This is a genomic window from Variovorax sp. P4_B11, from assembly GCF_056402355.1.
The window spans coordinates 1-23,088 of record NZ_JBFUHO010000048.1 but is presented as its reverse complement, the minus strand read 5'-3'; the positions used below and the strand labels follow the sequence as shown (position 1 = coordinate 23,088).

General features: G+C 67.5%; 21 protein-coding genes and 1 pseudogene. 15 read left to right on the top strand and 7 right to left on the bottom strand.

Annotated features, from left to right (window positions below; translation table 11 throughout):
* Positions 1 to 13 precede the first annotated feature (13 nt).
* The 9 genes from lpxA to AC1DYD_RS30455 all read left to right on the top strand — a co-directional run bounded on the left by lpxA (position 14) and on the right by AC1DYD_RS30455 (position 10,203).
* Entirely contained in the window at positions 14 to 802 is a 789-nt protein-coding gene (lpxA, locus tag AC1DYD_RS30495) for an acyl-ACP--UDP-N-acetylglucosamine O-acyltransferase (RefSeq protein WP_478176490.1), read from the top strand.
* 189 nt (positions 803 to 991) lie between these two features.
* A complete protein-coding gene (gene lpxB / locus AC1DYD_RS30490) occupies positions 992 to 2,113 on the top strand; it encodes a lipid-A-disaccharide synthase (RefSeq protein ID WP_478176489.1) in 1,122 nt (373 codons plus the stop codon).
* The gene (gene rnhB / locus AC1DYD_RS30485) at positions 2,085 to 2,753 is read left to right on the top strand and encodes a ribonuclease HII (protein ID WP_478176488.1); all 669 of its coding nucleotides are present in this window, start codon (positions 2,085 to 2,087) and stop codon (positions 2,751 to 2,753) included. Before lpxB ends, rnhB begins: the two co-directional genes overlap by 29 nt.
* Positions 2,750 to 3,529 (top strand): TrmH family RNA methyltransferase, encoded by a 780-nt coding sequence (locus AC1DYD_RS30480; RefSeq protein WP_478176487.1) that lies wholly within the window; start codon positions 2,750 to 2,752, stop codon positions 3,527 to 3,529. Before rnhB ends, AC1DYD_RS30480 begins: the two co-directional genes overlap by 4 nt.
* A gap of 233 nt (positions 3,530 to 3,762) precedes the next feature.
* The gene (gene carA, locus AC1DYD_RS30475; protein WP_478176486.1) at positions 3,763 to 4,947 is read left to right on the top strand and encodes a glutamine-hydrolyzing carbamoyl-phosphate synthase small subunit; all 1,185 of its coding nucleotides are present in this window, start codon (positions 3,763 to 3,765) and stop codon (positions 4,945 to 4,947) included.
* Complete coding sequence (gene carB, locus AC1DYD_RS30470) at positions 4,940 to 8,182, top strand: carbamoyl-phosphate synthase large subunit (RefSeq protein ID WP_478176485.1); 3,243 nt, start codon at positions 4,940 to 4,942, stop codon at positions 8,180 to 8,182. The genes carA and carB overlap by 8 nt, the downstream gene beginning before the upstream one ends.
* Positions 8,183 to 8,364: 182 nt before the next feature.
* The gene (locus AC1DYD_RS30465) at positions 8,365 to 9,234 is read left to right on the top strand and encodes a Kdo hydroxylase family protein (RefSeq protein ID WP_478176484.1); all 870 of its coding nucleotides are present in this window, start codon (positions 8,365 to 8,367) and stop codon (positions 9,232 to 9,234) included.
* Between the two features lie 65 nt (positions 9,235 to 9,299).
* Complete coding sequence (greA, locus tag AC1DYD_RS30460) at positions 9,300 to 9,776, top strand: transcription elongation factor GreA (RefSeq protein WP_478176483.1); 477 nt, start codon at positions 9,300 to 9,302, stop codon at positions 9,774 to 9,776.
* 16 nt (positions 9,777 to 9,792) lie between these two features.
* Positions 9,793 to 10,203: a DUF4149 domain-containing protein gene (locus AC1DYD_RS30455; protein WP_478176482.1), complete on the top strand. Its 411-nt coding sequence runs from the start codon at positions 9,793 to 9,795 to the stop codon at positions 10,201 to 10,203.
* A gap of 27 nt (positions 10,204 to 10,230) precedes the next feature.
* Here AC1DYD_RS30455 and AC1DYD_RS30450 read toward each other — a convergent pair whose 3' ends face one another.
* Both AC1DYD_RS30450 and AC1DYD_RS30445 read right to left on the bottom strand, forming a co-directional pair.
* Positions 10,231 to 10,995: a glycosyltransferase gene (locus AC1DYD_RS30450; protein WP_478176481.1), complete on the bottom strand. Its 765-nt coding sequence runs from the start codon at positions 10,993 to 10,995 to the stop codon at positions 10,231 to 10,233.
* A 2-nt stretch (positions 10,996 to 10,997) separates the two neighbouring features.
* On the bottom strand, positions 10,998 to 11,477 hold the full coding sequence (locus tag AC1DYD_RS30445) for a YhbY family RNA-binding protein (protein WP_478176480.1): 480 nt from the start codon (positions 11,475 to 11,477) through the stop codon (positions 10,998 to 11,000).
* Positions 11,478 to 11,497: 20 nt separating this feature from the next.
* On the opposite strand from AC1DYD_RS30445, the gene AC1DYD_RS30440 reads away from it, so the two are divergent.
* From AC1DYD_RS30440 to AC1DYD_RS30420, 5 genes are all read left to right on the top strand, one after another.
* A complete protein-coding gene (locus tag AC1DYD_RS30440) occupies positions 11,498 to 12,166 on the top strand; it encodes an RlmE family RNA methyltransferase (RefSeq protein ID WP_478176479.1) in 669 nt (222 codons plus the stop codon).
* 148 nt (positions 12,167 to 12,314) lie between these two features.
* Complete coding sequence (ftsH, locus tag AC1DYD_RS30435; protein WP_478176478.1) at positions 12,315 to 14,234, top strand: ATP-dependent zinc metalloprotease FtsH; 1,920 nt, start codon at positions 12,315 to 12,317, stop codon at positions 14,232 to 14,234.
* Positions 14,235 to 14,295: 61 nt separating this feature from the next.
* Positions 14,296 to 15,141 (top strand): dihydropteroate synthase, encoded by an 846-nt coding sequence (folP, locus tag AC1DYD_RS30430; protein WP_478176477.1) that lies wholly within the window; start codon positions 14,296 to 14,298, stop codon positions 15,139 to 15,141.
* A gap of 7 nt (positions 15,142 to 15,148) precedes the next feature.
* Positions 15,149 to 16,483 carry a phosphoglucosamine mutase gene (glmM, locus tag AC1DYD_RS30425; RefSeq protein ID WP_478176476.1) on the top strand — a complete coding sequence of 445 codons (1,335 nt, stop codon included), beginning with the start codon at positions 15,149 to 15,151 and terminating at the stop codon, positions 16,481 to 16,483.
* 10 nt (positions 16,484 to 16,493) lie between these two features.
* Positions 16,494 to 16,982 carry a GNAT family N-acetyltransferase gene (locus AC1DYD_RS30420; RefSeq protein WP_478176475.1) on the top strand — a complete coding sequence of 163 codons (489 nt, stop codon included), beginning with the start codon at positions 16,494 to 16,496 and terminating at the stop codon, positions 16,980 to 16,982.
* Between the two features lie 51 nt (positions 16,983 to 17,033).
* Here the strand turns inward: AC1DYD_RS30420 and AC1DYD_RS30415 are convergent, their stop codons facing one another.
* The 5 genes from AC1DYD_RS30415 to AC1DYD_RS30395 are packed head-to-tail and all read right to left on the bottom strand — an operon-like array spanning position 17,034 to position 22,542.
* Positions 17,034 to 18,308, bottom strand: coding sequence for an acyl-CoA dehydrogenase family protein (locus tag AC1DYD_RS30415; protein ID WP_478176474.1), 1,275 nt, complete (start codon positions 18,306 to 18,308; stop codon positions 17,034 to 17,036).
* 46 nt (positions 18,309 to 18,354) lie between these two features.
* Entirely contained in the window at positions 18,355 to 19,443 is a 1,089-nt protein-coding gene (locus AC1DYD_RS30410; RefSeq protein WP_478176473.1) for a phosphotransferase, read from the bottom strand.
* A 9-nt stretch (positions 19,444 to 19,452) separates the two neighbouring features.
* Positions 19,453 to 20,175, bottom strand: a complete 723-nt coding sequence (locus AC1DYD_RS30405) for a Crp/Fnr family transcriptional regulator (RefSeq protein ID WP_478176472.1) — start codon at positions 20,173 to 20,175, stop codon at positions 19,453 to 19,455.
* Between the two features lie 56 nt (positions 20,176 to 20,231).
* Positions 20,232 to 21,011: an oxepin-CoA hydrolase, alternative type gene (locus tag AC1DYD_RS30400; protein ID WP_478176471.1), complete on the bottom strand. Its 780-nt coding sequence runs from the start codon at positions 21,009 to 21,011 to the stop codon at positions 20,232 to 20,234.
* A 10-nt stretch (positions 21,012 to 21,021) separates the two neighbouring features.
* Complete coding sequence (locus AC1DYD_RS30395; protein ID WP_478176470.1) at positions 21,022 to 22,542, bottom strand: 3-hydroxyacyl-CoA dehydrogenase; 1,521 nt, start codon at positions 22,540 to 22,542, stop codon at positions 21,022 to 21,024.
* A gap of 148 nt (positions 22,543 to 22,690) precedes the next feature.
* Between AC1DYD_RS30395 and AC1DYD_RS30390 the strand changes: the two are divergent.
* Positions 22,691 to 23,088 (top strand): annotated as a pseudogene (locus tag AC1DYD_RS30390) (hypothetical protein); the annotation flags it as partial.

The following is a 23,088-nucleotide window of genomic DNA, read 5'->3' as shown; positions in this document are numbered from 1 at the left end:
CGTTCTTTCTCGCATGACCCTGATCCATTCGACGGCCATCGTCGACTCCCGGGCCGAACTCGACCCCACGGTCCGTGTCGGCCCCTACGCCGTGATCGGCCCGCAGGTGCGGGTCGGCGCCGGCACGACCATCGGCGCCCATTGCGTGATCGAGGGCCGGACCACGCTTGGCCGCGACAACAAGGTGTTCCAGTTCGCCTCGCTGGGCGCGATGCCGCAGGACAAGAAGTACGCCGGCGAACCGACCGAGCTGGTGATCGGCGACCGCAACACGATCCGCGAGTTCTGCACTTTCAATCTCGGGACGGTGCAGGACATCGGCACCACGCGCATCGGCGACGACAACTGGATCATGGCCTACGTGCATATCGCGCACGACTGCCAGCTCGGCAACCAGATCACGATGGCCAACAACGCCACGCTCGCGGGCCATGTCGTGGTGGGCGACTGGGCCACCATCGGCGGTCTGACCGGCGTCCTGCAGCGCATGCGCATCGGTCCCCACGCGATGGTCGGCTTCGCCAGCCACGTCGGCAAGGACGTGCCGCCCTTCATGGTGGTCGACGGCAATCCGCTGGCGGTGCGCGGCGTCAACCTGGTGGGACTGCGCCGGCGCGATTTCGGCAACGAGCGCATTGCGGCCATCCGCGAGATGCACAAGCTGATCTACCGCCAGGGCAAGACGCTCGAGGAGGCGCGGACCGCGATCACCGCGCTGGCCGCGGACACGCCCGATGCCGCTGCGGATGCGGCGCTGATGGACGCCTTCCTCGGAAGCTCGGCCAGCGGCATCGCCCGTTGACTGCATCGATGACGACACACAATTCAGTTTTCCCCCATGCTGCCGCCTGACCCGCGGCGCATGGAACCGGCGCCGCCAGATGCCAGGGATACCGCGGAACCGGCTTCGCCGGGCCGCTGGTATCGCCCCCTTGAGGGGGAGGCGCCTCAGGCGCATCGGGGGAGTTCCATTTCAGCGCGACGTTTCGCGATGGTCGCCGGCGAGGCCTCGGGCGATCTGCTGGCCGGGCTCATGCTCGATGGCCTGCAGGCCCGCTGGCCAGCGATGAAGGCGGTCGGCATCGGCGGTCCGCAGATGCTCGCGCGCGGCTTCGAAACCTGGTGGCCGCAGGAGAAGCTTGCGGTCCGCGGCTATGTCGAGGTGCTGCGCCACTACGCCGAGATCGCCGGCATCCGGCGCCAGTTGCGGGCCCGGCTGCTGCGCGAGTCGCCCGAGATCTTCATCGGCGTCGACGCCCCCGATTTCAACCTCGACCTCGAAGCCGGCTTGCGCGCCCAGGGCATCAAGACTGCGCATTTCGTCTGCCCCTCGATCTGGGCCTGGCGCCCTGAGCGGGTCCGGAAGCTCCGGGCGGCGGCCGATCACGTGCTGTGCATCTTTCCGTTCGAGCCGGCCTTGCTCGACAAGCATGGCATCGCCGCGACCTATGTCGGTCATCCGCTCGCCAAGGTGATCCCGATGACGCCCGACCGGGCGGCCGCGCGCGCCGCGCTCGGGCTCGATCCGGAGGCCCAGGTGGTCGCCATCCTGCCCGGCAGCCGGCGTTCCGAGCTGCGCTACCTGGCGGCGATGTTCTTCGCCGCGGCCGCCTTGATGCTGAAGACCCGGCCCGGGCTGCGCTTCATCTGCCCGGTGCTGCCGGTGCTCAGGGCCGAGATGGAGCAGGTGCTGCAGGCGAGCGGCATGGCCGGGCGGGTGACGCTGCTCGACGGCCAGTCCCACACCGCGCTGGCGGCCTGCGATGTCACGCTGATCGCCAGTGGCACGGCGACGCTCGAGGCGGCGCTGTTCAAGCGGCCGATGGTGATTTCCTACCGCATGAACTCGCTGACCTGGCGGCTGGTCATGCAGCGCAAGCAATTGCAGCCCTGGGTCGGCCTGCCCAACATCCTGAGCGGCGAGTTCGTGGTGCCCGAAGTGCTCCAGGACGCCGCCACCCCGCAGGCGCTGGCCGAGGCCACGCTGGCCTGGCTCGCCTCGCCGGAGAAGGTTCACGCCTTGCAACAACGTTTCAGCGCGATGCATGCAGAATTGCTGCGCGATACGCCGACACTGTGCGCCGATGCGATCCAGAAAGTTCTTGAAGGCTGAGCAGGCCAGTCTCCTGTGGGACGGCCCGGGGCTGATGGCTGGCGTCGACGAGGCGGGCCGCGGTCCGCTGGCCGGCCCGGTGGTGGCCGCGGCCGTGATCCTCGACGACCAGCGGCCGATCCGCGGCCTGGCCGATTCGAAGACCCTGACAGCGCTGCAGCGAGAGCGCCTGCACGACCAGATCCTCGCCAAGGCGCTGTGCTGCTCGGTCGCGCAGGCCAGCGTCGAGGAGATCGATACCCACAACATCCTGCAGGCGACGATGCTGGCGATGCGGCGCGCGGTCGAGGGCCTGCGGCTGAAGCCGGTCAAGGTGCTGGTCGACGGCAACCGGCTGCCGACACTCAACGTGCTGGCCGAGGCGATCGTCAAGGGCGACGCCCGGGTCAAGGCGATCTCGGCGGCGTCGATCCTGGCCAAGGTGCATCGCGACCGGCTGTGCGCGGACCTGCACGCTGAATTCCCGCACTACGGCTTTGCCGGCCACAAGGGCTACGGCACGCCCGAGCACCTCGAGGCGCTGCTGCGCCACGGGGCCTGCGTGCATCACCGGAAATCTTTCAGCCCCGTCGCCGCAGCGCTGGCGCGAACCGCGAGCGCGGCCGAGTCGGTGACCAGCCTCGGCGGAGATTCCCGGTGAGCATCGACGCGGTCAGCCACGTCACGTCGAAGGACAACCCGCTGCTCAAGGAACTGCGCAAGCTGGCGCACGACCCGGGCGCCTATCGCAAGGCCGGCCGGGTCTGGCTCGAAGGCGACCATCTGTGCCGCGCTGCGCGCGAGCGCGGCGTACGGCCAGCGGTCGCGGTGTTCGCCGAATCGCTGTGGCCGACGGCGCGCCACGAATGGGCCGATGCGGCACCGAAGACCGTGCTGCTGCCCGATGCACTGCTGGCGGCTGTCAGCGGGCTCGAATCGCCGGCGCCGATGGGCTTCGTCCTCGACCTGCCGGCGCGGCCGAAGGTCGAGCCGTCGGCGCCCACGGTGGTGCTGGACCGCCTGCAGGACGCCGGCAATGTCGGCTCGATCCTGCGCAGTGCAGCCGCTTTCGGCTTCACCCAGGTCATCGCGCTGAAGGGCACGGCGGCGCTGTGGGCGCCCAAGGTGCTGCGTGCCGGCATGGGGGCCCACTTCGGCCTGCGGCTGATCGAAGGGGTTGGTATCGAGGCGCTCGATGCGCTCGCGGTGCCCTGGATCGCCACCAGCTCGCACCGCGGCGACTGGCTGCACCGGGCCGCGCTGCCCTTTCCCTGTGCCTGGCTGATGGGGCACGAAGGGCAGGGCGTTTCGGCCGCCCTGGAGGCCAGGGCCTCGCGCCACGTCCGGATCGCCCAGCCGGGCGGCGAGGAGTCGCTGAATGTCGCCGCCGCCGCCGCCATCTGCTTGTATGCAAGTGCTGCCGGGGCGGATTCGTAGGGTTCGGCGCCGGGCCGCCCCAAGCTGAGCCGGGCCCCCTCGGGGGCAGCGACGGCACGTCGTGCAAAGCGTGAGGGCTCGGTCAAGACGGCTATAATCAAGGGCTTTCCCGCTCACACCCCGCCCACAGCGCACGCAAGCCAACTCCTCGACGAAAGTCGCAGCCCAACGGTCAGGTTCACGTTTCCTGACGACTTGGGTTCGCTTTGGGCGTCATCCATCCGGAGATCCCAGTGCTTTTGTCTCTCAAGGGAAAATTCCCGCCCGCCATCCTGGCGCTTGCAGACGGCACGGTCTTTCTCGGCAACTCGATCGGCGCCACCGGCGCCACGACCGGCGAGGTGGTGTTCAACACCGCCATGACCGGTTACCAGGAAATCCTGACCGACCCGAGCTATTGCCAGCAGATCGTGACCCTCACGTATCCGCACATCGGCAACTACGGCGTCAACGAGGAAGACATCGAGTCCGACAAGATCCATGCCGCCGGCCTGATCATCAAGGACCTGCCGCTGGTGGCGTCGAACTTCCGCCGCACCGCCACCCTGAGCGACTACCTCGTTCGCGGCAAGACGGTCGCGATCGCCGACATCGACACCCGCAAGCTGACCCGCCATCTGCGCACGAACGGCGCCCAGAACGGCTGCATCCTCGGCCTGGCCGAGGGCGAAACGGTCAGCCAGGCGCTGATCGACAAGGCCGTGGCCGCCGCCAAGGCCGTGCCCAGCATGGCCGGCCTCGACCTCGCCCGCGTGGTGTCGGTCCAGGAAACCTACGAGTGGACCCAGACCGAGTGGAAGCTCGGTTCGGGCTACGGCGTGCAGATCACGCCCAAGTTCCACGTCGTCGCCTTCGACTACGGCGTCAAGAAGAACATTTTGCGCATGATCGCCCAGCGCGGCGCGCGCATCACGGTGGTGCCGGCGCAGACCTCGGCGGCCGACGTGCTCAAGCTGCGTCCGGACGGCATCTTCCTGGCCAACGGCCCCGGCGACCCGGAGCCCTGCGACTACGCGATCGCGGCGGTCAAGGAACTGATCGAAACCGGCATCCCGACCTTCGGCATCTGCCTGGGGCACCAGATCATGGCGCTCGCATCGGGCGCCAAGACCTTCAAGATGAAGTTCGGCCACCATGGCGCCAACCATCCCGTGAAGGACCTGGACAACGGCCGCGTCAGCATCACGAGCCAGAACCACGGCTTCGCGGTCGACGAGAAGAGCCTGCCGGCCAACCTGCGCCCGACCCACATCAGCCTGTTCGACAACACGCTGCAGGGCATGGCCCGTACCGACAAGCCCGCGTTCTGCTTCCAGGGCCACCCCGAGGCCTCGCCCGGCCCGCATGACATCGGCTACCTGTTCGATCGCTTCACGGCACTCATGCAAAGTCACAAAGAAGGACAGAAGAATGCCTAAGCGCACAGATCTGAAAAGCATCCTCATCATCGGCGCCGGCCCGATCATCATCGGCCAGGCCTGCGAGTTCGACTACTCCGGCGTGCAGGCCTGCAAGGCGCTGCGCGAGGAGGGCTACAAGGTCATCCTGATCAACAGCAACCCGGCGACGATCATGACCGACCCGGCCACGGCCGACGTCATCTACATCGAGCCGATCACCTGGCAGACGGTCGAGAAGATCATCGCCAAGGAGCGTCAACTCAATCCAGGTGGTTTTGCGATCCTGCCCACCATGGGCGGCCAGACCGCGCTCAATTGCGCGCTCGACCTGTGGCACAACGGCGTGCTCGACAAGTACAAGGTCGAGCTGATCGGCGCCACGCCCGAGGCCATCGACAAGGCCGAGGACCGCCTGAAGTTCAAGGACGCGATGACCAAGATCGGCCTGGGTTCGGCGCGTTCGGGCATCGCCCATTCGCTCGACGAGGCCTGGGCCGTGCAGAAGACGGTCGGCTTCCCCGTAGTGATCCGCCCGAGCTTCACGCTCGGCGGCACCGGCGGCGGCATCGCCTACAACCCGGAAGAGTTCGAGACCATCTGCAAGCGCGGGCTCGAAGCCTCGCCGACCAACGAGCTCTTGATCGAAGAGTCGCTGCTCGGCTGGAAGGAGTACGAGATGGAGGTCGTGCGCGACAAGGCCGACAACTGCATCATCGTCTGCTCGATCGAGAACCTCGACCCGATGGGCGTGCACACCGGCGACTCGATCACCGTGGCCCCGGCCCAGACCCTGTCCGACAAGGAATACCAGATCCTGCGCAACGCCTCGCTGGCCGTGCTGCGCGAGATCGGCGTCGACACCGGCGGCTCGAACGTGCAGTTCTCGATCAATCCGAAGGACGGCCGGATGGTCGTGATCGAGATGAACCCGCGCGTCTCGCGCTCGTCCGCGCTGGCGTCGAAGGCGACCGGCTTCCCGATCGCCAAGGTCGCAGCCAAGCTGGCGGTCGGCTACACGCTCGACGAACTGCGCAACGAGATCACCGGCGGCGCCACGCCCGCGAGCTTCGAGCCCAGCATCGACTACGTGGTGACCAAGATCCCGCGCTTTGCGTTCGAGAAGTTCCCGCAGGCCGACTCGCGCCTGACGACGCAGATGAAGTCTGTCGGCGAGGTGATGGCGATGGGCCGCACTTTCCAGGAGTCGTTCCAGAAGGCCCTGCGCGGGCTGGAAGTCGGCGTCGACGGCCTCAACGAGAAGACGCAGGACCGCGAAGTGCTCGAGAAGGAGCTCGGCGAGCCCGGCCCCGACCGCATCTGGTACGTCGGCGATGCCTTCGCGATGGGCCTGAGCGTCGACGAAGTCTTCGCGCTGACCAAGATCGATCCGTGGTTCCTGGTGCAGATCGAGGAGATCGTGAAGATCGAGCTCGAACTGGAAACGAAGTCGCTGGATGACATCGACAAGGCGACTTTGCTCGCGCTGAAGAAGAAGGGCTTCTCCGACCGCCGCCTGGCGCGCCAGCTGAAGACCACCGACACCGCGATCCGCGAGAAGCGCCGCGCCCTGGGCGTGCGCCCGGTCTACAAACGGGTCGACACCTGCGCGGCCGAATTCGCCACCAACACCGCCTACATGTACTCGACCTACGAGGACGAGTGCGAGGCCGCGCCGACCACCAACAAGAAGATCATGGTGCTCGGCGGCGGGCCGAACCGCATCGGCCAGGGCATCGAGTTCGACTACTGCTGCGTGCATGCCGCGCTCGCGATGCGCGAGGACGGCTACGAGACCATCATGGTCAACTGCAACCCCGAGACCGTGTCGACCGACTACGACACCAGCGACCGCCTGTACTTCGAGCCGCTGACGCTCGAGGACGTGCTCGAGATCGTCGACAAGGAAAAGCCGACCGGCGTGATCGTGCAGTACGGCGGCCAGACGCCGCTCAAGCTCGCGCTCGACCTGGAAGCCAACGGCGTGCCGATCATCGGCACCAGCCCCGACATGATCGACGCGGCCGAAGACCGCGAGCGTTTCCAGAAGCTGCTGCACGAGCTCGGCCTGCGCCAGCCGCCGAACGCCACCGCGCGCACCGAGCCGGAGGCCCTCGAGAAGGCGGCCGCGCTGGGCTATCCACTGGTGGTGCGCCCGAGCTACGTGCTCGGCGGCCGGGCGATGGAGATCGTCCACGAGCAGCGCGACCTCGAGCGCTACATGCGCGAGGCGGTCAAGGTCAGCAACGATTCGCCGGTGCTGCTGGACCGCTTCCTCAACGACGCGGTCGAATGCGACGTCGACTGCCTGCGCGATGCCGAAGGCACCACCTTGATCGGCGGCGTGATGGAGCACATCGAGCAGGCCGGCGTGCACTCGGGCGACTCCGCCTGTTCGCTGCCGCCCTACAGCCTGAAGGCCGAGACCGTGGGCGAACTCAAGCGCCAGAGCGCCGCGATGGCCAAGGCGCTGAACGTGGTCGGCCTCATGAACGTCCAGTTCGCGATCCAGGAGAAGGACGGCAAGGACGTGATCTACGTGCTCGAGGTCAATCCGCGCGCGTCGCGCACCGTGCCTTACGTCAGCAAGGCGACCGGCATCCAGCTGGCCAAGGTGGCGGCCCGCTGCATGGCGGGCCAGTCGCTGAAGTCGCAGGGCGTGACGAAGGAAGTCACGCCGCCTTACTTCAGCGTCAAGGAAGCCGTGTTCCCGTTCGTCAAGTTCCCGGGCGTGGACACCATTCTCGGCCCTGAGATGAAGTCCACCGGCGAAGTGATGGGCGTGGGCAAGACCTTCGGCGAGGCCTTCGTGAAGTCGCAGATCGGCGCCGGCACCATCCTGCCGAAGTCCGGCAAGGTGTTCATCTCGGTCAAGAACAACGACAAGGCACGGGCCGTCGAAGTCGCCCGCGGCCTTGCCAAGCTCGGCTTCGTGCTGATCGCGACCAAGGGCACGGCGGCGGCGATCAGCGCCGCGGGCATCGCCTGCGCGGTGGTCAACAAGGTCACCGAGGGTCGTCCGCACATCGTCGACATGATCAAGAACAACGAGATTGCGCTGGTCATCAACACGGTGGAAGAGCGCCGCAACGCGATCGCCGACTCGCGCCAGATCCGCACTTCGGCGCTGCTGGCTCGCGTGACCACCTTCACGACCATCTTCGGTGCCGAAGCCGCGGTCGAGGGCATGCAGCACATGGACGAGCTCGGCGTGATCTCGATCCAGGAGATGCATGAACAATTGCTCGAACACTGAGCTCGCCCCCAGGTTGCCCGCACTTCGCGCCGGGCGCCCACCCCCGACCGGGGGCAACACCAGCGGCCCGGCGGAGCCGGTTCCGCGGTGTTCCTCGAACGGGCTTCGCCGCGCTCGCGCTTGATCTGGCGCAGGGGTCGACCGGCTCGCCAGGCACACAATACAGTCGAAGGAGACTTTGCATGGATACGCAGCTGGTCGAGCTCGACCTTGAAGATTGGAGCGCCGCCACGCCGAACGAGGCGTGGATCGCGGCGCTCGAGGCGGGCAAGGTGCTGTACTTTCCGCGGCTCGGCTTCGACCTGCTGCCGCAGGAGCAGGCCCTGTTGTCGCCCGCCGTGCTGTCGCCCGACGTGCGCAACATCAGCCTCGACGCCAGCGGACGCATCAAGGGCGTGGCCGGCGACGAAGCGCGGCAACAGGCGGTGGCGGCGATGATCGGGCGCTTCCGCACCCAGGGGCAGGGGCTGATCCACGGCCTGCTGCCGCACTACGTGCCGGCGCTCCGGATGGCGCCCACCAGCTACCGGCCGGCGCAGGTCGAGACCCGGGTCCAGTCATGGCGCGCCGACGATCGCCGGCTGCACGTCGACGCCTTTCCCTCGCGTCCCAACTACGGCGAGCGCATCCTGCGCGTGTTCACCAACGTCAATCCGCAGGGCGCGCCGCGCGTCTGGCGGGTCGGCGAGCCCTTCGAGGCGGTCGCCCGGCGTTTCCTGCCGCGGGCCAAGCCCTATTCGCGCTGGCAGGCGAAGCTGCTGCGCGCGCTGCGCGTGACCAAGTCGCTGCGCAGCGAGTACGACCACCTGATGCTGCAATTGCACGACGGCATGAAGTCCGACCTGGACTATCAGCAGAAATGCGAGCAGCAGACCGTGCCGTTCCCGGCCGGGTCGGTGTGGGTCTGCTTCTCCGACCAGACCTCGCATGCCGTGATGTCGGGCCAGTACATGCTCGAGCAGACGCTCCATCTGCCCGCCGCAAGGCAATACAATCCCCAATCCAGCCCGCTTGCGATCCTGAGCCGGCTGACCGGACGCACGCTCGTCTGAACTTTTTTTCTCCCTTCGACCGCCGAACGGCAGCGTTCGGCGGTTTCGCTTTCTGGAGCAACGAAATGGCAACCATCCCGATCACCAAGCTGGGCGCACAGAAACTGCGCGAAGAACTCCAGCGTCTGAAGACCGTCGACCGCCCGTGGGTCATCAATGCCATCGCCGAAGCGCGTGCACAGGGCGACCTGAGCGAAAACGCCGAGTACGAGGTCGCCAAGGACCGGCAGGGCTTCATCGAGGGCCGCATCCAGGACATCGAGGGCAAGCTGTCGGCGGCTCAGATCATCGACCCGAGCGAACTCGACGCGGGGGGCAAGGTGGTCTTCGGCTCGACGGTCGAACTCGAGGACGAGAAGACCGGCGAGGCCGTCAGGTACCAGATCGTCGGCGAGGACGAGGCCGACCTCAAGCTCGGGCTCGTCAACGTCTCGAGCCCGATCGCGCGGGCGCTGATCGGCAAGGAAGAGGGCGACACCGCGGAGGTGCGGGCGCCCGGTGGCGTCAAGCGCTACGAGATCGTCGCCGTCAGCTACCTCTGACCGACATCCCGCGCGCATGAAGGACCGCATCGCCCTGCTGGTCGCCGCCTTCTGGTGGGGCAGCCTCTCCACCATCGGCTTCCTGGTGGTGCCGATGCTGTTCGCCCGGCTCGGCAGTCCGGCCGTGGCTGGCAACATGGCGGGCCTGCTGTTCGCGGCCCAGACCTGGGTGGCACTGGCTTGCGGATTGGTGCTGCTGGTGCACTTCCGGGCCCAGGCCGGCGAGCGGATCGACGGGCCGGCCCGGACCGCGATCGGCTGGATCATCACCGCGCTCCTCTTGGCGCTGCTGCAGCAGTACGCGGTCGCGCCGCGGATCCTGGCGCGCGAGAACCTCAAGCTCTGGCACGCGCTCGGCAGCGCCATGTACCTGGGCCAGTGGCTCTGTGCCGGTGTCCTGCTGTGGCGGATGGGGCGCCGCTACTGATCGAGGGCAGCCTCGCCGGGGGCCTGATCAGGCCTTCCAGAAGCGCGTGATCCAGCGCGCCGGCCGGATGAACCGGAAGCGCCGGTTGCGTCGTCCGGCCAGGGCGTCGGGCGGGTTGCATTCCCCGTGGAAGACCATGATCCGCGCGCCTTGCGGCACGAAGGGCTCGCGCCAGTAATTGGTCGGCCAGGTCGGGATGCCGTGGTACTTGAAGCTCGGGCACCAGGCCTCGGGCCAGTAGGCGAGCTTGCCCTGCCGGTACATGAAGTCCGACAGGTAGGCTTGCTCGTTGCGGTATTCGGCCTGCACCTTGTCCATGTTCTGGCGGAAGTTCGCCAGCACGTCGGGATGCGCGCCGATTTCGAAGCGGTACACCGACGAGTTGCCGGTGATGCGCCGACGCCGCCAGGGCCGCTCGTAGTCGTGGATGATCAGGAACTGGCCCGGCTGCTCGAAGAAGTCGTCCAGGGGGCCCACCACCACGACGTCGAGGTCGATGAACAGCGCCGTGCCGCGCAGGCCGTACAGGTCGGCCTCGAAGGTGGTCAGCTTCTTCCAGGCCCGGTCCGGCTGCCCCGGGGCCAGCTCCAGGTCCAGCGGCGGGATCGGGAAGCAGCTGACTTCGCTGCGGATGCCCTTGGGGTCGTCGGTCAGGCAGACGAAGCTGAAGTCGCTGGTGAGATGGCGCCGAACCATCGCGTAGAGGCGGTTGACGTAGTCGGGCCCGTACTTGGTGCCCCATTTCATGCACAGGACGTGTCGCTGGGGCCTGCCCGCAGTCTGGCTCGGCATCCTCAGTCTGCCTGGTTCCGTTTCTTGGCCGAGAGCGGCCGCTTGGCCTTGGCGCGCTTGATCGTGCCGCCGGGCGTCAGCCGCTGGTTGCCGAGCACCCGCAGGGTCTTGATCTCCGGGCGCTGGCCGGCGCGCTTGCTGTACTTGATCACCTTGACGTCGCGCGGCCCGGGCATGCGGTCCTCGTCGACCGTGCGTTCCTTCTCGGGGATCGGCCGCCACAGCACCAGCAGCTTGCCGATGTGCTGGATCGGGGCGGCGTCCAGTTCGTCGGACATCGTCTTGAGCATGGCCTCGCGGGCTGCGCGGTCGTCGGAGAACACGCGCACCTTGATCAGGCCGTGGGCCTTGAGCGCGGCATCGGCCTCCTTGAGGACGGCAGGGGTCAGCCCGTCGCCGCCGATCATGACGATCGGGTCCAGATGGTGCGCTTCGGAGCGGTGCACCTTGCGCTGCGCAGGGGTAAGTTGAATGGCGGGCATCCCCGTATTATCGAGTGTCAATGAACCCCAAACCGAAAACCAAGAAGCTGAACAAGGCGTGGCTGCACGATCACCTCAACGATCCCTACGTGAAACTGGCCAACCGGGAGGGCTATCGCGCCCGTGCCGCGTACAAACTGAAGGAGATCGACGAGACGCTGGGACTCATTCGGCCGGGGCAGCTGGTGGTCGACCTCGGCTCCACGCCGGGCGCCTGGAGCCAGTACGTGAGGCGCCGGATGGCCCCTGCAGGCGCAGCATCGGGCGAGCTGGCCGGCACCATCATCGCGCTCGACATCTTGCCGATGGAGCCGATCGAGGGCGTGACCTTCCTGCAGGGCGATTTCCGCGAGGCCGATGTGCTGGCGAGGCTGGCCGTGGCCATGGACGGCCGGCTGGCCGACGTCGTGGTCTCCGACATGGCGCCCAACCTTTCGGGGATCGCCTCGGCGGACACGGCGCGCGTCGCCCACCTGGTCGAGCTGGCCATCGATTTCGCCCGCCACCACATGAAGCCCGAGGGCGCGCTGGTCGCGAAACTGTTCCACGGCAGCGGCTACGCCGAGCTGACCCGGCTCTTCAAGGACAACTTCCGCACCGTCAAGCCCATCAAACCCAAGGCTTCGCGCGACAAGTCGTCGGAGACCTTCATGGTCGGGATCGGCCTCAAAGGCCTTGATACCAATTGATACGTACCAAAAACCGCTTGTGCCCTATGGCTGCTCTGGGGAATTTACGGGTTTTCGCAGGTTGAAAAGCCTAAAATAGTCGCCAATTGCCGCCCACAGTGCGCTTTTTCGAGTCCTATTTTTTGCGCGCCCCCGACTGGAGTTTCGTTTGAACAATCAGTGGTTTTCCAAAGTTGCCGTCTGGCTTGTCATCGCGATGGTGTTGTTCACTGTGTTCAAGCAGTTCGACACCCGCGGCGCAGCCGGTGCGGGCAACATCGGCTACAGCGACTTCCTCGAGGAAGTTCGCGGCAACCGCATCAAGAGCGCGACCATCCAGGAAGGCCAGGGAGGCAGCGAGATCGTCGCCATTACCAATGACGACCGCAAGATCCGCACCACCGCCACCTACCTCGACCGTGGCCTGGTCGGCGACCTGATCGCCAACAACGTCAAGTTCGACGTCAAGCCGCGCGAGGAGGGCTCCCTCCTGATGACGCTGCTGGTCAGCTGGGGTCCGATGCTGCTGCTGATCGGCGTCTGGGTCTACTTCATGCGGCAGATGCAGGGCGGCGGCAAGGGCGGCGCCTTCAGCTTCGGCAAGAGCAAGGCGCGGATGCTCGACGAGAACACCAACCAGGTCACCTTCGCCGACGTCGCGGGTTGCGACGAGGCCAAGGAAGAAGTCAAGGAAGTGGTCGACTTCCTGAAGGATCCGGCCCGCTTCCAGAAACTCGGCGGCCGGATTCCGCGCGGCCTGCTGCTGGTCGGCCCTCCCGGCACCGGCAAGACCCTGCTGGCCAAGAGCATCGCCGGCGAGGCCAAGGTGCCGTTCTTCTCGATCTCGGGTTCCGACTTCGTCGAGATGTTCGTCGGCGTCGGCGCGGCCCGTGTGCGCGACATGTTCGAGAACGCCAAGAAGAACGCCCCCTGCATCATCTTCATCGACGAAATCGACGCCGTCGGGCGCCAGCGCGGCGCCGGCCTCGGTGGCGGCAACGACGAGCGCGAACAGACCTTGAACCAGATGCTGGTCGAGATGGACGGTTTCGAGACCAATCTCGGCGTGATCGTGGTGGCTGCGACCAACCGCCCGGACATCCTCGACGCCGCCTTGCTGCGCCCCGGCCGTTTCGACCGCCAGGTCTACGTGACGCTGCCGGACATCCGCGGCCGCGAGCAGATCCTCAACGTCCACATGCGCAAGGTGCCGCTCGGCCAGGATGTCAACGCGAGCATCATCGCCCGCGGCACGCCCGGCATGTCGGGTGCCGACCTGGCCAATCTCTGCAACGAGGCCGCGCTGATGGCCGCACGCCGCAACGCGCGCGTGGTCGAGATGCAGGACTTCGAGAAGGCCAAGGACAAGATCTTCATGGGCCCCGAGCGCAAGAGCATGGTGATGCCCGAGGAAGAGCGCCGCAACACGGCCTACCACGAGTCCGGCCATGCGCTGATCGGCAAGCTGCTGCCCAAGTGCGATCCGGTGCACAAGGTGACCATCATCCCGCGCGGCCGCGCACTCGGCGTCACCATGAGCCTGCCGGCGCAAGACCGCTACAGCTACGACCGCGAGTACATGCTGAACCAGATCAGCATGCTGTTCGGCGGCCGCATCGCCGAGGAAGTGTTCATGCACCAGATGACCACCGGCGCCAGCAACGACTTCGAGCGCGCGACCCAGATCGCCCGCGACATGGTGATGCGCTACGGCATGACCGAATCGCTGGGCCCGATGGTCTATGCCGAGAACGAAGGCGAGGTGTTCCTGGGCCGCTCGGTCACCAAGACCACCAACATGAGCGAGTCGACCATGCAGAAGGTCGATGCCGAAGTCCGCCGCATCATCGACGAGCAGTACGCCCTGGCGCGCCGCCTGATCGAGGAGAACAGCGACAAGATGCACGCCATGGCCAAGGCCCTGCTCGAATGGGAAACCATCGACGCCGAGCAGCTCGACGACATCATGGCCGGCCGTGCACCGCGTCCGCCGAAGGACTGGACCCCGCGCATCCCGCCGTCGAACAGCGGCGGCGGCAGTGGCGGCACGCCGGCGGTGACCCCCGATCCGGCACCGACTGCCGCCTGAGCATGATGCTCTGGCAATCGACGGGGCCTCTGGCCCCGTTTTTCATGGTCGGGCACCGCGCATGACTGTTTCAGTGTGGCGCACGGCGCGCTTCGCCATCGACCTCGCGCGACCCCAGGTGATGGGCATCGTCAACGTCACGCCCGACTCGTTCTCCGACGGCGGGGCGCATGCATCGACAGCGGGCGCGGTCGCGCATTGCGTGCGGCTGGTCGAGGAGGGCGCGGACATCCTGGACATCGGCGGCGAGTCGACGCGGCCCGGCAGTCCGGCCGTGCCGCTCGACGCCGAACTCGCGCGCGTGCTGCCGGTGGTGCGCGAGGCGGTCGCGCTGGGGGTGCCGATCTCGGTCGATACCTACAAGCCGGAGGTGATGCGCGCCGTGCTGGACCTGGGTGCCGACATCGTCAACGACGTCTGGGCACTGCGGCAGCCCGGCGCGATGCAGGCGGTGGCGGCGCACCCTGCCTGCGGGATCTGCCTGATGCACATGCACCGCGATCCGCAGACGATGCAGGCGGCGCCGATGGAGGGCGACGTGGTGCCCGTCGTGCGCAGCTTCCTCGAGCGGCAGGCGCAGGCGCTGGCCGGACTCGGGGTCGACGCGTCGCGCATCGTGCTCGACCCGGGCATCGGTTTCGGCAAGACCGTCGAACAGAATTTCGCGCTGCTGGCGCGCCAGCGGGAATTGCTTGCAGGCGGCTGGCCGGTGCTGGCAGGCTGGTCGCGAAAGTCCTCGCTCGGCACCGTCACCGGCATTGCCGCTGCCGGCGAACGCATGGTTCCCAGCGTGGCCGCGGTGGTGCTGGCGGTCGAACGGGGCGCCGCCATCGTCCGCGTGCACGATGTGCGCGAGACCGTCGCCGCGCTCGCCGTGTGGCGGGCGATGACGCAGCAACAAGGATAGAAAAGCAATGACAAGAAGATATTTCGGTACCGACGGCATTCGCGGCACGGTGGGCCAGCCGCCGATCACCCCGGACTTCGTGCTGCGGCTCGCGCATGCGGTCGGTCGCGTGCTCAAGAAGACCGAGGCACGACCGACCGTGCTGATCGGCAAGGACACCCGCATCTCGGGCTACATGCTCGAATCGGCACTCGAATCCGGCTTCAATTCGGCCGGCGTCGATGTCGTGCTGCTCGGACCCCTGCCGACGCCCGGCGTCGCCTATCTGACGCGCGCGCAGCGCGCCAGCCTGGGCGTGGTGATCAGCGCCAGCCACAACGCCTTTCCCGACAACGGCATCAAGTTCTTCAGCGCCCAGGGCACCAAGCTCAGCGACGACTGGGAGCTGGCGGTCGAGGCGGCCCTCGAGGAAGCCCCGGTCTGGGCCGACTCGGCGCAACTCGGCAAGGCGCGCCGGCTCAACGATGCGCCGGGGCGCTACACGGAGTTCTGCAAGAGCACCTTCGCCAACGACCTCACGCTGCGCGGCATGAAGCTGGTGGTCGACGCCGCCCACGGCGCTGCCTACCAGGTGGCGCCGCAGGTCTTCCATGAGCTGGGTGCCGACGTGGTCAGCATCGGCTGCGCGCCCGACGGGCTCAACATCAACAAGGGCGTCGGGGCCACCCATCCCGGGGCCTTGATTGCCGCGGTCCGCGCCCATGCCGCCGACTACGGCATCGCGCTCGACGGCGACGCCGACCGTCTGCAGCTGGTGGATGCCGATGGGCGCCTCTTCAACGGCGACGAGTTGCTCTACCTGATCGTGATGGAGCGCGTCGCGCGCGGCGACAAGCCGGCCGGCGTGGTCGGCACCCTGATGACCAACAAGGCGATCGAGATGGCCTTGAAGGGGCAGGGCATCGAGCTGGTGCGCGCCAAGGTCGGCGACCGCTATGTGCTCGAAGAACTCGAAAAGCGCCGCTGGCTGCTCGGCGGCGAGGGTTCGGGCCACCTGCTGGCGCTCGATCGCCACACCACCGGCGACGGCATCGTGAGCGCGCTCCAGGTGCTGCAGGCCTGCGTGCGCAGCGGGCGGCGCGTGGGCGAACTGCTGGCCGGCGTGAGCCTCTTCCCTCAGACGCTCATCAATGTCCGCCTGGCCGAGGGGCAGGACTGGAAAGCCAACAAGGCGCTGGCCGCCGAGAGCGAGCGCGCCGAGCGAGAGCTCGGCGACAGCGGACGGGTGCTGATCCGTGCCAGCGGCACCGAGCCGCTGCTGCGCGTGATGGTCGAGGCGCGCGATGCGGTGCAGGCCGAGGCCTGTGCGCGCCGCATCGCGGAGACGGTGAAGCTCGCCTAGAGCGCCGGCCATGGGCAACGCGATCGACATCGTGATGGCCGACTATCGCGACCCTGCGCACGCGCGAGCGGTCGTGAACCTGCTCGACGCCTATGCGCGGGATCCTGCGGGCGGCGGCGAGCCGCTGGCGCCGGAGGTGCTCGCCGGCTTGCCGGAGGCGCTCGCGGCGCGGCCCCAGGCCTTCAGCGTGCTGGCCTACGCAGGCGAGCAGCCGATCGGGCTGGTCAATTGCATCGAGGGCTTCTCGACCTTCGCTTGCCGACCGCTGGTCAACGTGCACGACGTGGTCGTGCTGGCCAGCCACCGCGGCCAGCGGGTGGCGCAACGCATGCTGGAACGGGTCGCGGCCGAGGCGCGCGCCCGCGGCGCCTGCAAGCTCACGCTGGAAGTGCTGTCGGGTAATCCGAGCGCGCTGCGCGCCTACGAGCGCGAGGGCTTCCAGCGCTACCAACTCGACCCCGCCTTCGGCACCGCGCTTTTCCTCCAGAAGAAGCTGTGAAAAAGCCGCCGGCACCCGAGGGTGCGCGGCGGCTCGATTCAATGGGTTCGATCAGAACCGGGTCACGGGCATGGCGTCGTCCCCGGGCTTGGCCGGTGCGTACTTGCCCAGCTCCCACTTGGCGATCGCGTTGCGGTGCACTTCGTCCGGGCCGTCGGCGAAGCGCAGCGTGCGGGCGCCGGCGTAGGCATAGGCGAGCGGGAAGTCGTCGCACATGCCGCCGCCGCCGTGCACCTGCATCGCCCAGTCGATCACCTGGCAGGCCATGTTCGGCGCCACGACCTTGATCATCGCGATCTCGGTCTTTGCGACCTTGTTGCCGGCCACGTCCATCAGCCAGGCCGCCTTGAGCGTCAGCAGGCGCGCCATGTCGATCTTGCAGCGGGCTTCGGCGATGCGCTCCTGCGTCACGGTCTGCGAGGCGACGGTCTTGCCGAAGGCCACGCGCGAGCTGGCACGCTTGCACATCAATTCGAGCGCGCGCTCGGCCAGGCCGATCAGGCGCATGCAGTGGTGGATGCGTCCCGGGCCGAGGCGGCCCTGGGCGATCTCGAAGCCGCGGCCCTCGCCGAGCAGGATGTTGCCGACCGGCACGCGCACGTTCTCGAACAGCATCTCGACGTGGCCGTGCGGTGCGTCGTCATAGCCCATCACGTTGAGCGGACGCAGGATCTTGATGCCCTTGGCATCGGCCGGCACGATCACCATGCTCTGCTGCGAATGCTTGGGCGCGTCGGGTTCCGACTTGCCCATCGTGATGAAGACCTTGCAGCGCGGGTCGGCAGCGCCCGAGATCCACCACTTGCGGCCGTTGATGACGTACTCGTCGCCCTGGCGCTCGATGCGGGTCGAGATGTTGGTGGCGTCGCTCGATGCGACGTCGGGTTCGGTCATCGCGAAGGCGGAGCGGATCTCGCCTTCGAGCAGCGGCTTGAGCCAGCGTGCCTTGATCTCTTCGGAGCCATAGCGCGCGATGGTTTCCATATTGCCGGTGTCGGGCGCCGAGCAGTTGAAGGCTTCGCTGGCCCATGGCACCCGGCCCATGATCTCGGCCAGCGGCGCGTATTCCTGGTTGGTCAGGCCGGCGCCGGCGTAGCCCGAGGCGGCGGCGCTGTCGACCGGCAGGAACAGGTTCCACAACCCCTGCGCCTTGGCCTTGGCCTTGACCTTCTCGACCGTTTCGAGCGCACTCCAGCGCTTGCCGGCCGCCGTGTTGGCCGCCAGCTCGGCTGCGTACGCGGGCTCCGCGGGGTAGATGTGCTCGTCCATGAAAGCGCTGACGCGCTCTTGCAGCTCTTTGGTCTTGGCCGAGTATTCGAAGTCCATGTCGTCTCCAGGTGGGTAATCGTTCAGGCGGCCCCTGCCGCCCCCGTCATGCTTTCTTGGCGAATTGCCAGGCCATTTCGGCCATCGGTCGCGCGCCGCGGCCCGATGCCACGGCTTGTTCGCTCGATGCGGTTCCGGCCTCGACCCGCTTGGCGATCCCTTGCAGGATCGCGGCGATGCGGAACATGTTGTAGGCCAGGTAGAAATTCCAGTCCGGTGCCAGCGCCTCGGGCGTCGTGAGCCCGGTGCGGTCGCAGTAGCGGCGGATGTATTCGCTTTCGGTCGGGATGCCCAGGCTCTTCAGGTCGAGGCCGCCGACCCCGCGCGACATCGCGTGGGGTATGTGCCAGGCCATGCAGTGGTAGCTGAAGTCGGCCAGCGGATGGCCGAGCGTCGACAGTTCCCAGTCGAGCACCGCGATCGCGCGCGGCTCGGTGGCGTGGAACATCAGGTTGTCGAGCCGGAAGTCGCCGTGCACGATCGAGCTCATCGATTCGTCGCGGGCGCTGGCCGGGATGTGGGCCGGCAGCCATTCCATGAGCCGATCCATCTCGGGGATCGGCTGCGTGACCGAGGCCATGTACTGCTTGCTCCAGCGCCCGATCTGGCGCTCGAAGTAGTTGCCGGGCTTTCCGTAGTCGGCCAGGCCGCGCTCGGCAAACCTGACCGTGTGCAGCGCCGCGATGACACGGTTCATCTCGTCGTAGATGGCCGTGCGGGTGGCGTTGTCCATGCCGGGCAGCGATTGATCCCACAGGATGCGGCCGGCCATGAACTCCATCACGTAGAAGGCGCGCCCGATGATGGATTCGTCCTCGCACAGGCAGTACATCCGCGGCACCGGCACGTCGGTGCCCGCGAGCCCGCTCATGACCTTGAACTCGCGCTCGACCGCGTGGGCCGACGGCAGCAGTTTGGCCACCGGACCCGGCTTGGCGCGCATCACGTAGCTTTGCGATGGGGTGACGAGCTTGTAGGTCGGATTCGACTGCCCGCCCTTGAACATCTCGATCGTGAGCGGCCCCTTGAAGCCGTCGAGGTTCTTCTGCAGCCAGGCGGTGAGTGCGTCGATGTCGACGAGGTGCTGCTGCGAGACGGCACGCGTGCCGACGAAATTGTCGAAGTCCTGGGTCATGTCTCTTCTTTATTGGTCATCGGCTTCGGAGATCCGCATCAGCGCGGCGCGGTCGAGCACCACCAGCCCGCCCGATTCGATGCGGATCGCTTCCTCGCGCTCCATCGCCTTGAGCTCCTGGTTGACGCGCTGGCGCGAGGCGCCCAGCAACTGGGCGAGCTCCTCCTGGGCCAGGTGCAGGCCGATGCGCATCTGGCTGCCGTCCGCCAGGTTCGGCACCCCGTAGCTGCGCACCAGATGGATCAGCTGCTTGGCCAGCCGTGCGCGCAAGGGCAGCGTATTGAGGTCTTCGACCAGCCCGAACAGCTGCCGGATGCGGCGCGCCTGCAGCCGCATCAGCGCTTCGTAGAGCTCGACGTGGTTCGACAGGATCTTCTGGAAGTCGGCCCGCGCCACGCACAGGATCGTCGTGTCGCCATGCGCATAGGCATCGTGCGTGCGCCGGTCGCCGTCGAAGATCGCCACGTCGCCGAACCAGATGCCCGGCTCGACGTACGTGAGCGTCACCTGCTTGCCCGAGACTGCCGTCGAGCTCACGCGCACCGCGCCCTTCGCGCAGGCGATCCACTGTTCGGGCGGATCGCCGCGCGCGGCGATCAGCTCGCCGTCCTTGTAGCGTTTGACGAATGCACATCGGAGGATGTCGTGGCGAAGAGAAGGTGAAAGGGAAGAGAACCAGCGACCACTGTTGATCGCTTCACGTTCTTCGATGGTAAGAATGGGGTCGTCCATGGACTGTCCTGTCGGTGACTGAAAGGCTAGGGGTTGTCACGGGAGCGACGCGCCCGTCATTCGTAGCGGGGCGTCTCCTTGGCGAGGAAGGCGGCGATGCCGATGCCCGCGTTGGGGTGGTGCAGGTTGCGCACGAAGTGGTCGCGCTCCTGCGACAGCTGCGACACCAGCGTCGCGCCGCGGGCGTCGCTGAGCAATTCCTTGATGCTGGCCAGCGCATTCGGCGCCCGGGCATTGAGCTTGGCGGCCAGCGCCAGCGCGGCGGCCAGCGCCTGGCCGTTCTCGGTCAGCTGGTTGACCAGCCCGAGCTGATGCAGGCGCGCCGGTTCCAGCCGCTCGCCCTGCATCAGCCATTCGCTCGCGAGCTGGCGCGGCAAGGCCCGCGCCAGGTGCCAGCTCAGGCCGCCGTCCGGCGACAGGCCGACGTTGCTGTACGACGCCGCGAACACCGCATCGCGCGCCGACACCACGAAGTCGCAGGCCAGTGCCAGAGAAAAGCCGGCGCCGGCCGCCGCGCCCTCGACCGCCGCGATGATCGGCTTCGGGAAGGTGCGGATCGAGTCGATCCAGGTATGGAGCGCCTCGATGCTCTCGGCCTGCACCGAGGGCTCGCGGTCGCGGTTGGCCGACAGCCGCTGCAGCGAGCCGCCGGCGCAGAACCACTTGCCTTCGCCGACGATCACGACGCTCTTGATCTCCTGGCTGCTCTCGGCGCCGTTCAGCGCCTCGATGCCGGCGGCGTACATCTCGGGGCCCAGCGCATTGCGCATCGAGGGGTTGGACAGGGTCAGCACCATGGTGCCCCCTTCGCTGGTGCTTTTGAGTTCTGCGGTCATGGTGCTTGGCTTACTCTTCGAGGTGGGTGAGGCTCAGGCCGAGGGCGCCGCGGCGGCGCAGCCACGGACTCGGGCGATAGCGCGGATCGCCGTAGACGGTCTGCAGGTTGAACAGGACTTCCAGCATGTTGGTCGGGCCGTAGAGGTCGCCCATGGCCAGCGGCCCCTGCGGGTAGCCGAGCCCGAGCCGGACCGCGAGCTCGAGATCGGCCGGCGAGCAAACGCCCTGCTGGCACATGTCGGAGGCGATGTTCACGACGGTCGCCACCACGCGCTGGGTGACGAAGCCGCCGCTGTCGCGGATCACGCTGACCGCTTTGCCGTCGCCGGCAAAGAGGGCGTGCGCCGCGTCGCGCATGTCGCGCCGGGTGGCCGGGTTGGTCGCCAGCACGCGGCGCTTGGTGGCCGCGTCGTCCACCATCAGGTCGATGCCGACCGTGCGGGTGGCGTCGAGGCGCTCGACCGCGGCCACGGTGGTGACGTCGAAGCCGAGGGGCGCGACCAGGATCAGCGCCGTGGCGGAAGGCTCGGCACCGCTTTCGAGCTGCGCGCCCAGCCCATGCACCAGTCGCAGCAGTTCGGGACGACGGGCCGCGCGCGGCGAGACCCAGACCGGCGGCAAGGCGTCGACCTTCGGCACCGGCGGCTCGGCCGGCTTCTGCATCTCGCCATCGGGATAGCGATAGAAGCCTTCGCCGGTCTTGCGGCCCAGCGCGCCTGCGGCCAGGCGCTGTGCCGTGATGACGCTGGGACGGAAGCGCGGCTCCTCGTAGTACTGGTGGTAGATCGACTCCATCACCGGATGGGAGACATCGAGGGCGGTCAGGTCGAGCAGTTCGAAGGGGCCGAGGCGAAAACCCGCCTGGTCGCGCAGGATGCGGTCGATCGTGGCGAAGTCGGCCACGCCCTCGCCGGCGATGCGCAGCGCCTCGGTGCCGTAGCCGCGACCGGCGTGGTTGACGATGAAGCCGGGCGTGTCCTTGGCCTGCACCGCACTGTGGCCCATCTGCTCGGCGTAGGCGGCCAGTTGACGGCAGTGCTCGGGCTCGGTCTTGAAGCCGGCCACCACCTCGACCACCTTCATCAGCGGCACCGGATTGAAGAAGTGGAAGCCGGCCATCCGCCCCGGGTGCTTCAAGGCGGCCGCGATCGCGGTCACCGACAGCGAAGAGGTGTTGGTGGCCAGCGTGGCCGACGACGAGACCACGGTCTCGAGTTGCCGGAACAGCTGGCGCTTGACCTCCAGGTCCTCGACCACGGCTTCGATCACCAGGTCGCAGGCGGCGAGCGCCTGCACCGAGTCGACGGCCAGCACGCGCGCAGCCAGGGCGTCGCGCTGGGCCGCGTCGAGCTTGCCCTTGTCGAGTTGCTTCTGCCACTGCGCGAGCAGGGCCTCGCGCCCGCGTGCCGCGGCGCCTTCGAAGCTGTCGAGCAGCAGCACCCGACTCCCGGCTTGCGCCGCGATCTGGGCGATGCCTCGCCCCATGGCACCGGCACCGATGACGCCGATGTTGGAAAATTTCACGGTCATTTGATAATTGTCTCTCTATGAATGTTCGCCCCTGACCCTCGTGTCAGAATGTGTCAACTTTCGATTGCTATTGCGGCAGCCCATTTTGCAATTCCCACGACGCGCGGCGAGCCTGCTCATTTTCGGCCTCGCCCTTGAATCATCCGCCTTGACGATCGGACGGCCCCAAGGCGCCGTCTGGATCGGCAAGCCGTTGGACGTGGTGATTCCGCTTTCGGTCGACGCGGCGGAGGGCGGCGAATCCTTGTGTCTGCACGCCGACGTGCTGCAGGGCGACACCGCGATCTCCGACCGGCGCGTGACCGTATCGCTCGAGACCGGGTCGACGGGATCCCGCGCCCGTGTCCGTTCGACAGTGCCGATCGAGGAGCCGGTGGTGACGCTGACCCTCAGGGCCGGCTGCGACCTGAAGTCCATTCGCAACTACGTGCTGCTGGCCGATGTGCCGGTCGATGCCGCGCTGCCCGCGGCGGCGGCACCCGCGGCCCGCCAGATGCCCGAGTTCGCGCCAGCGCCGCGGCCAGCCGCACGCCCCGTCTCTCGCGC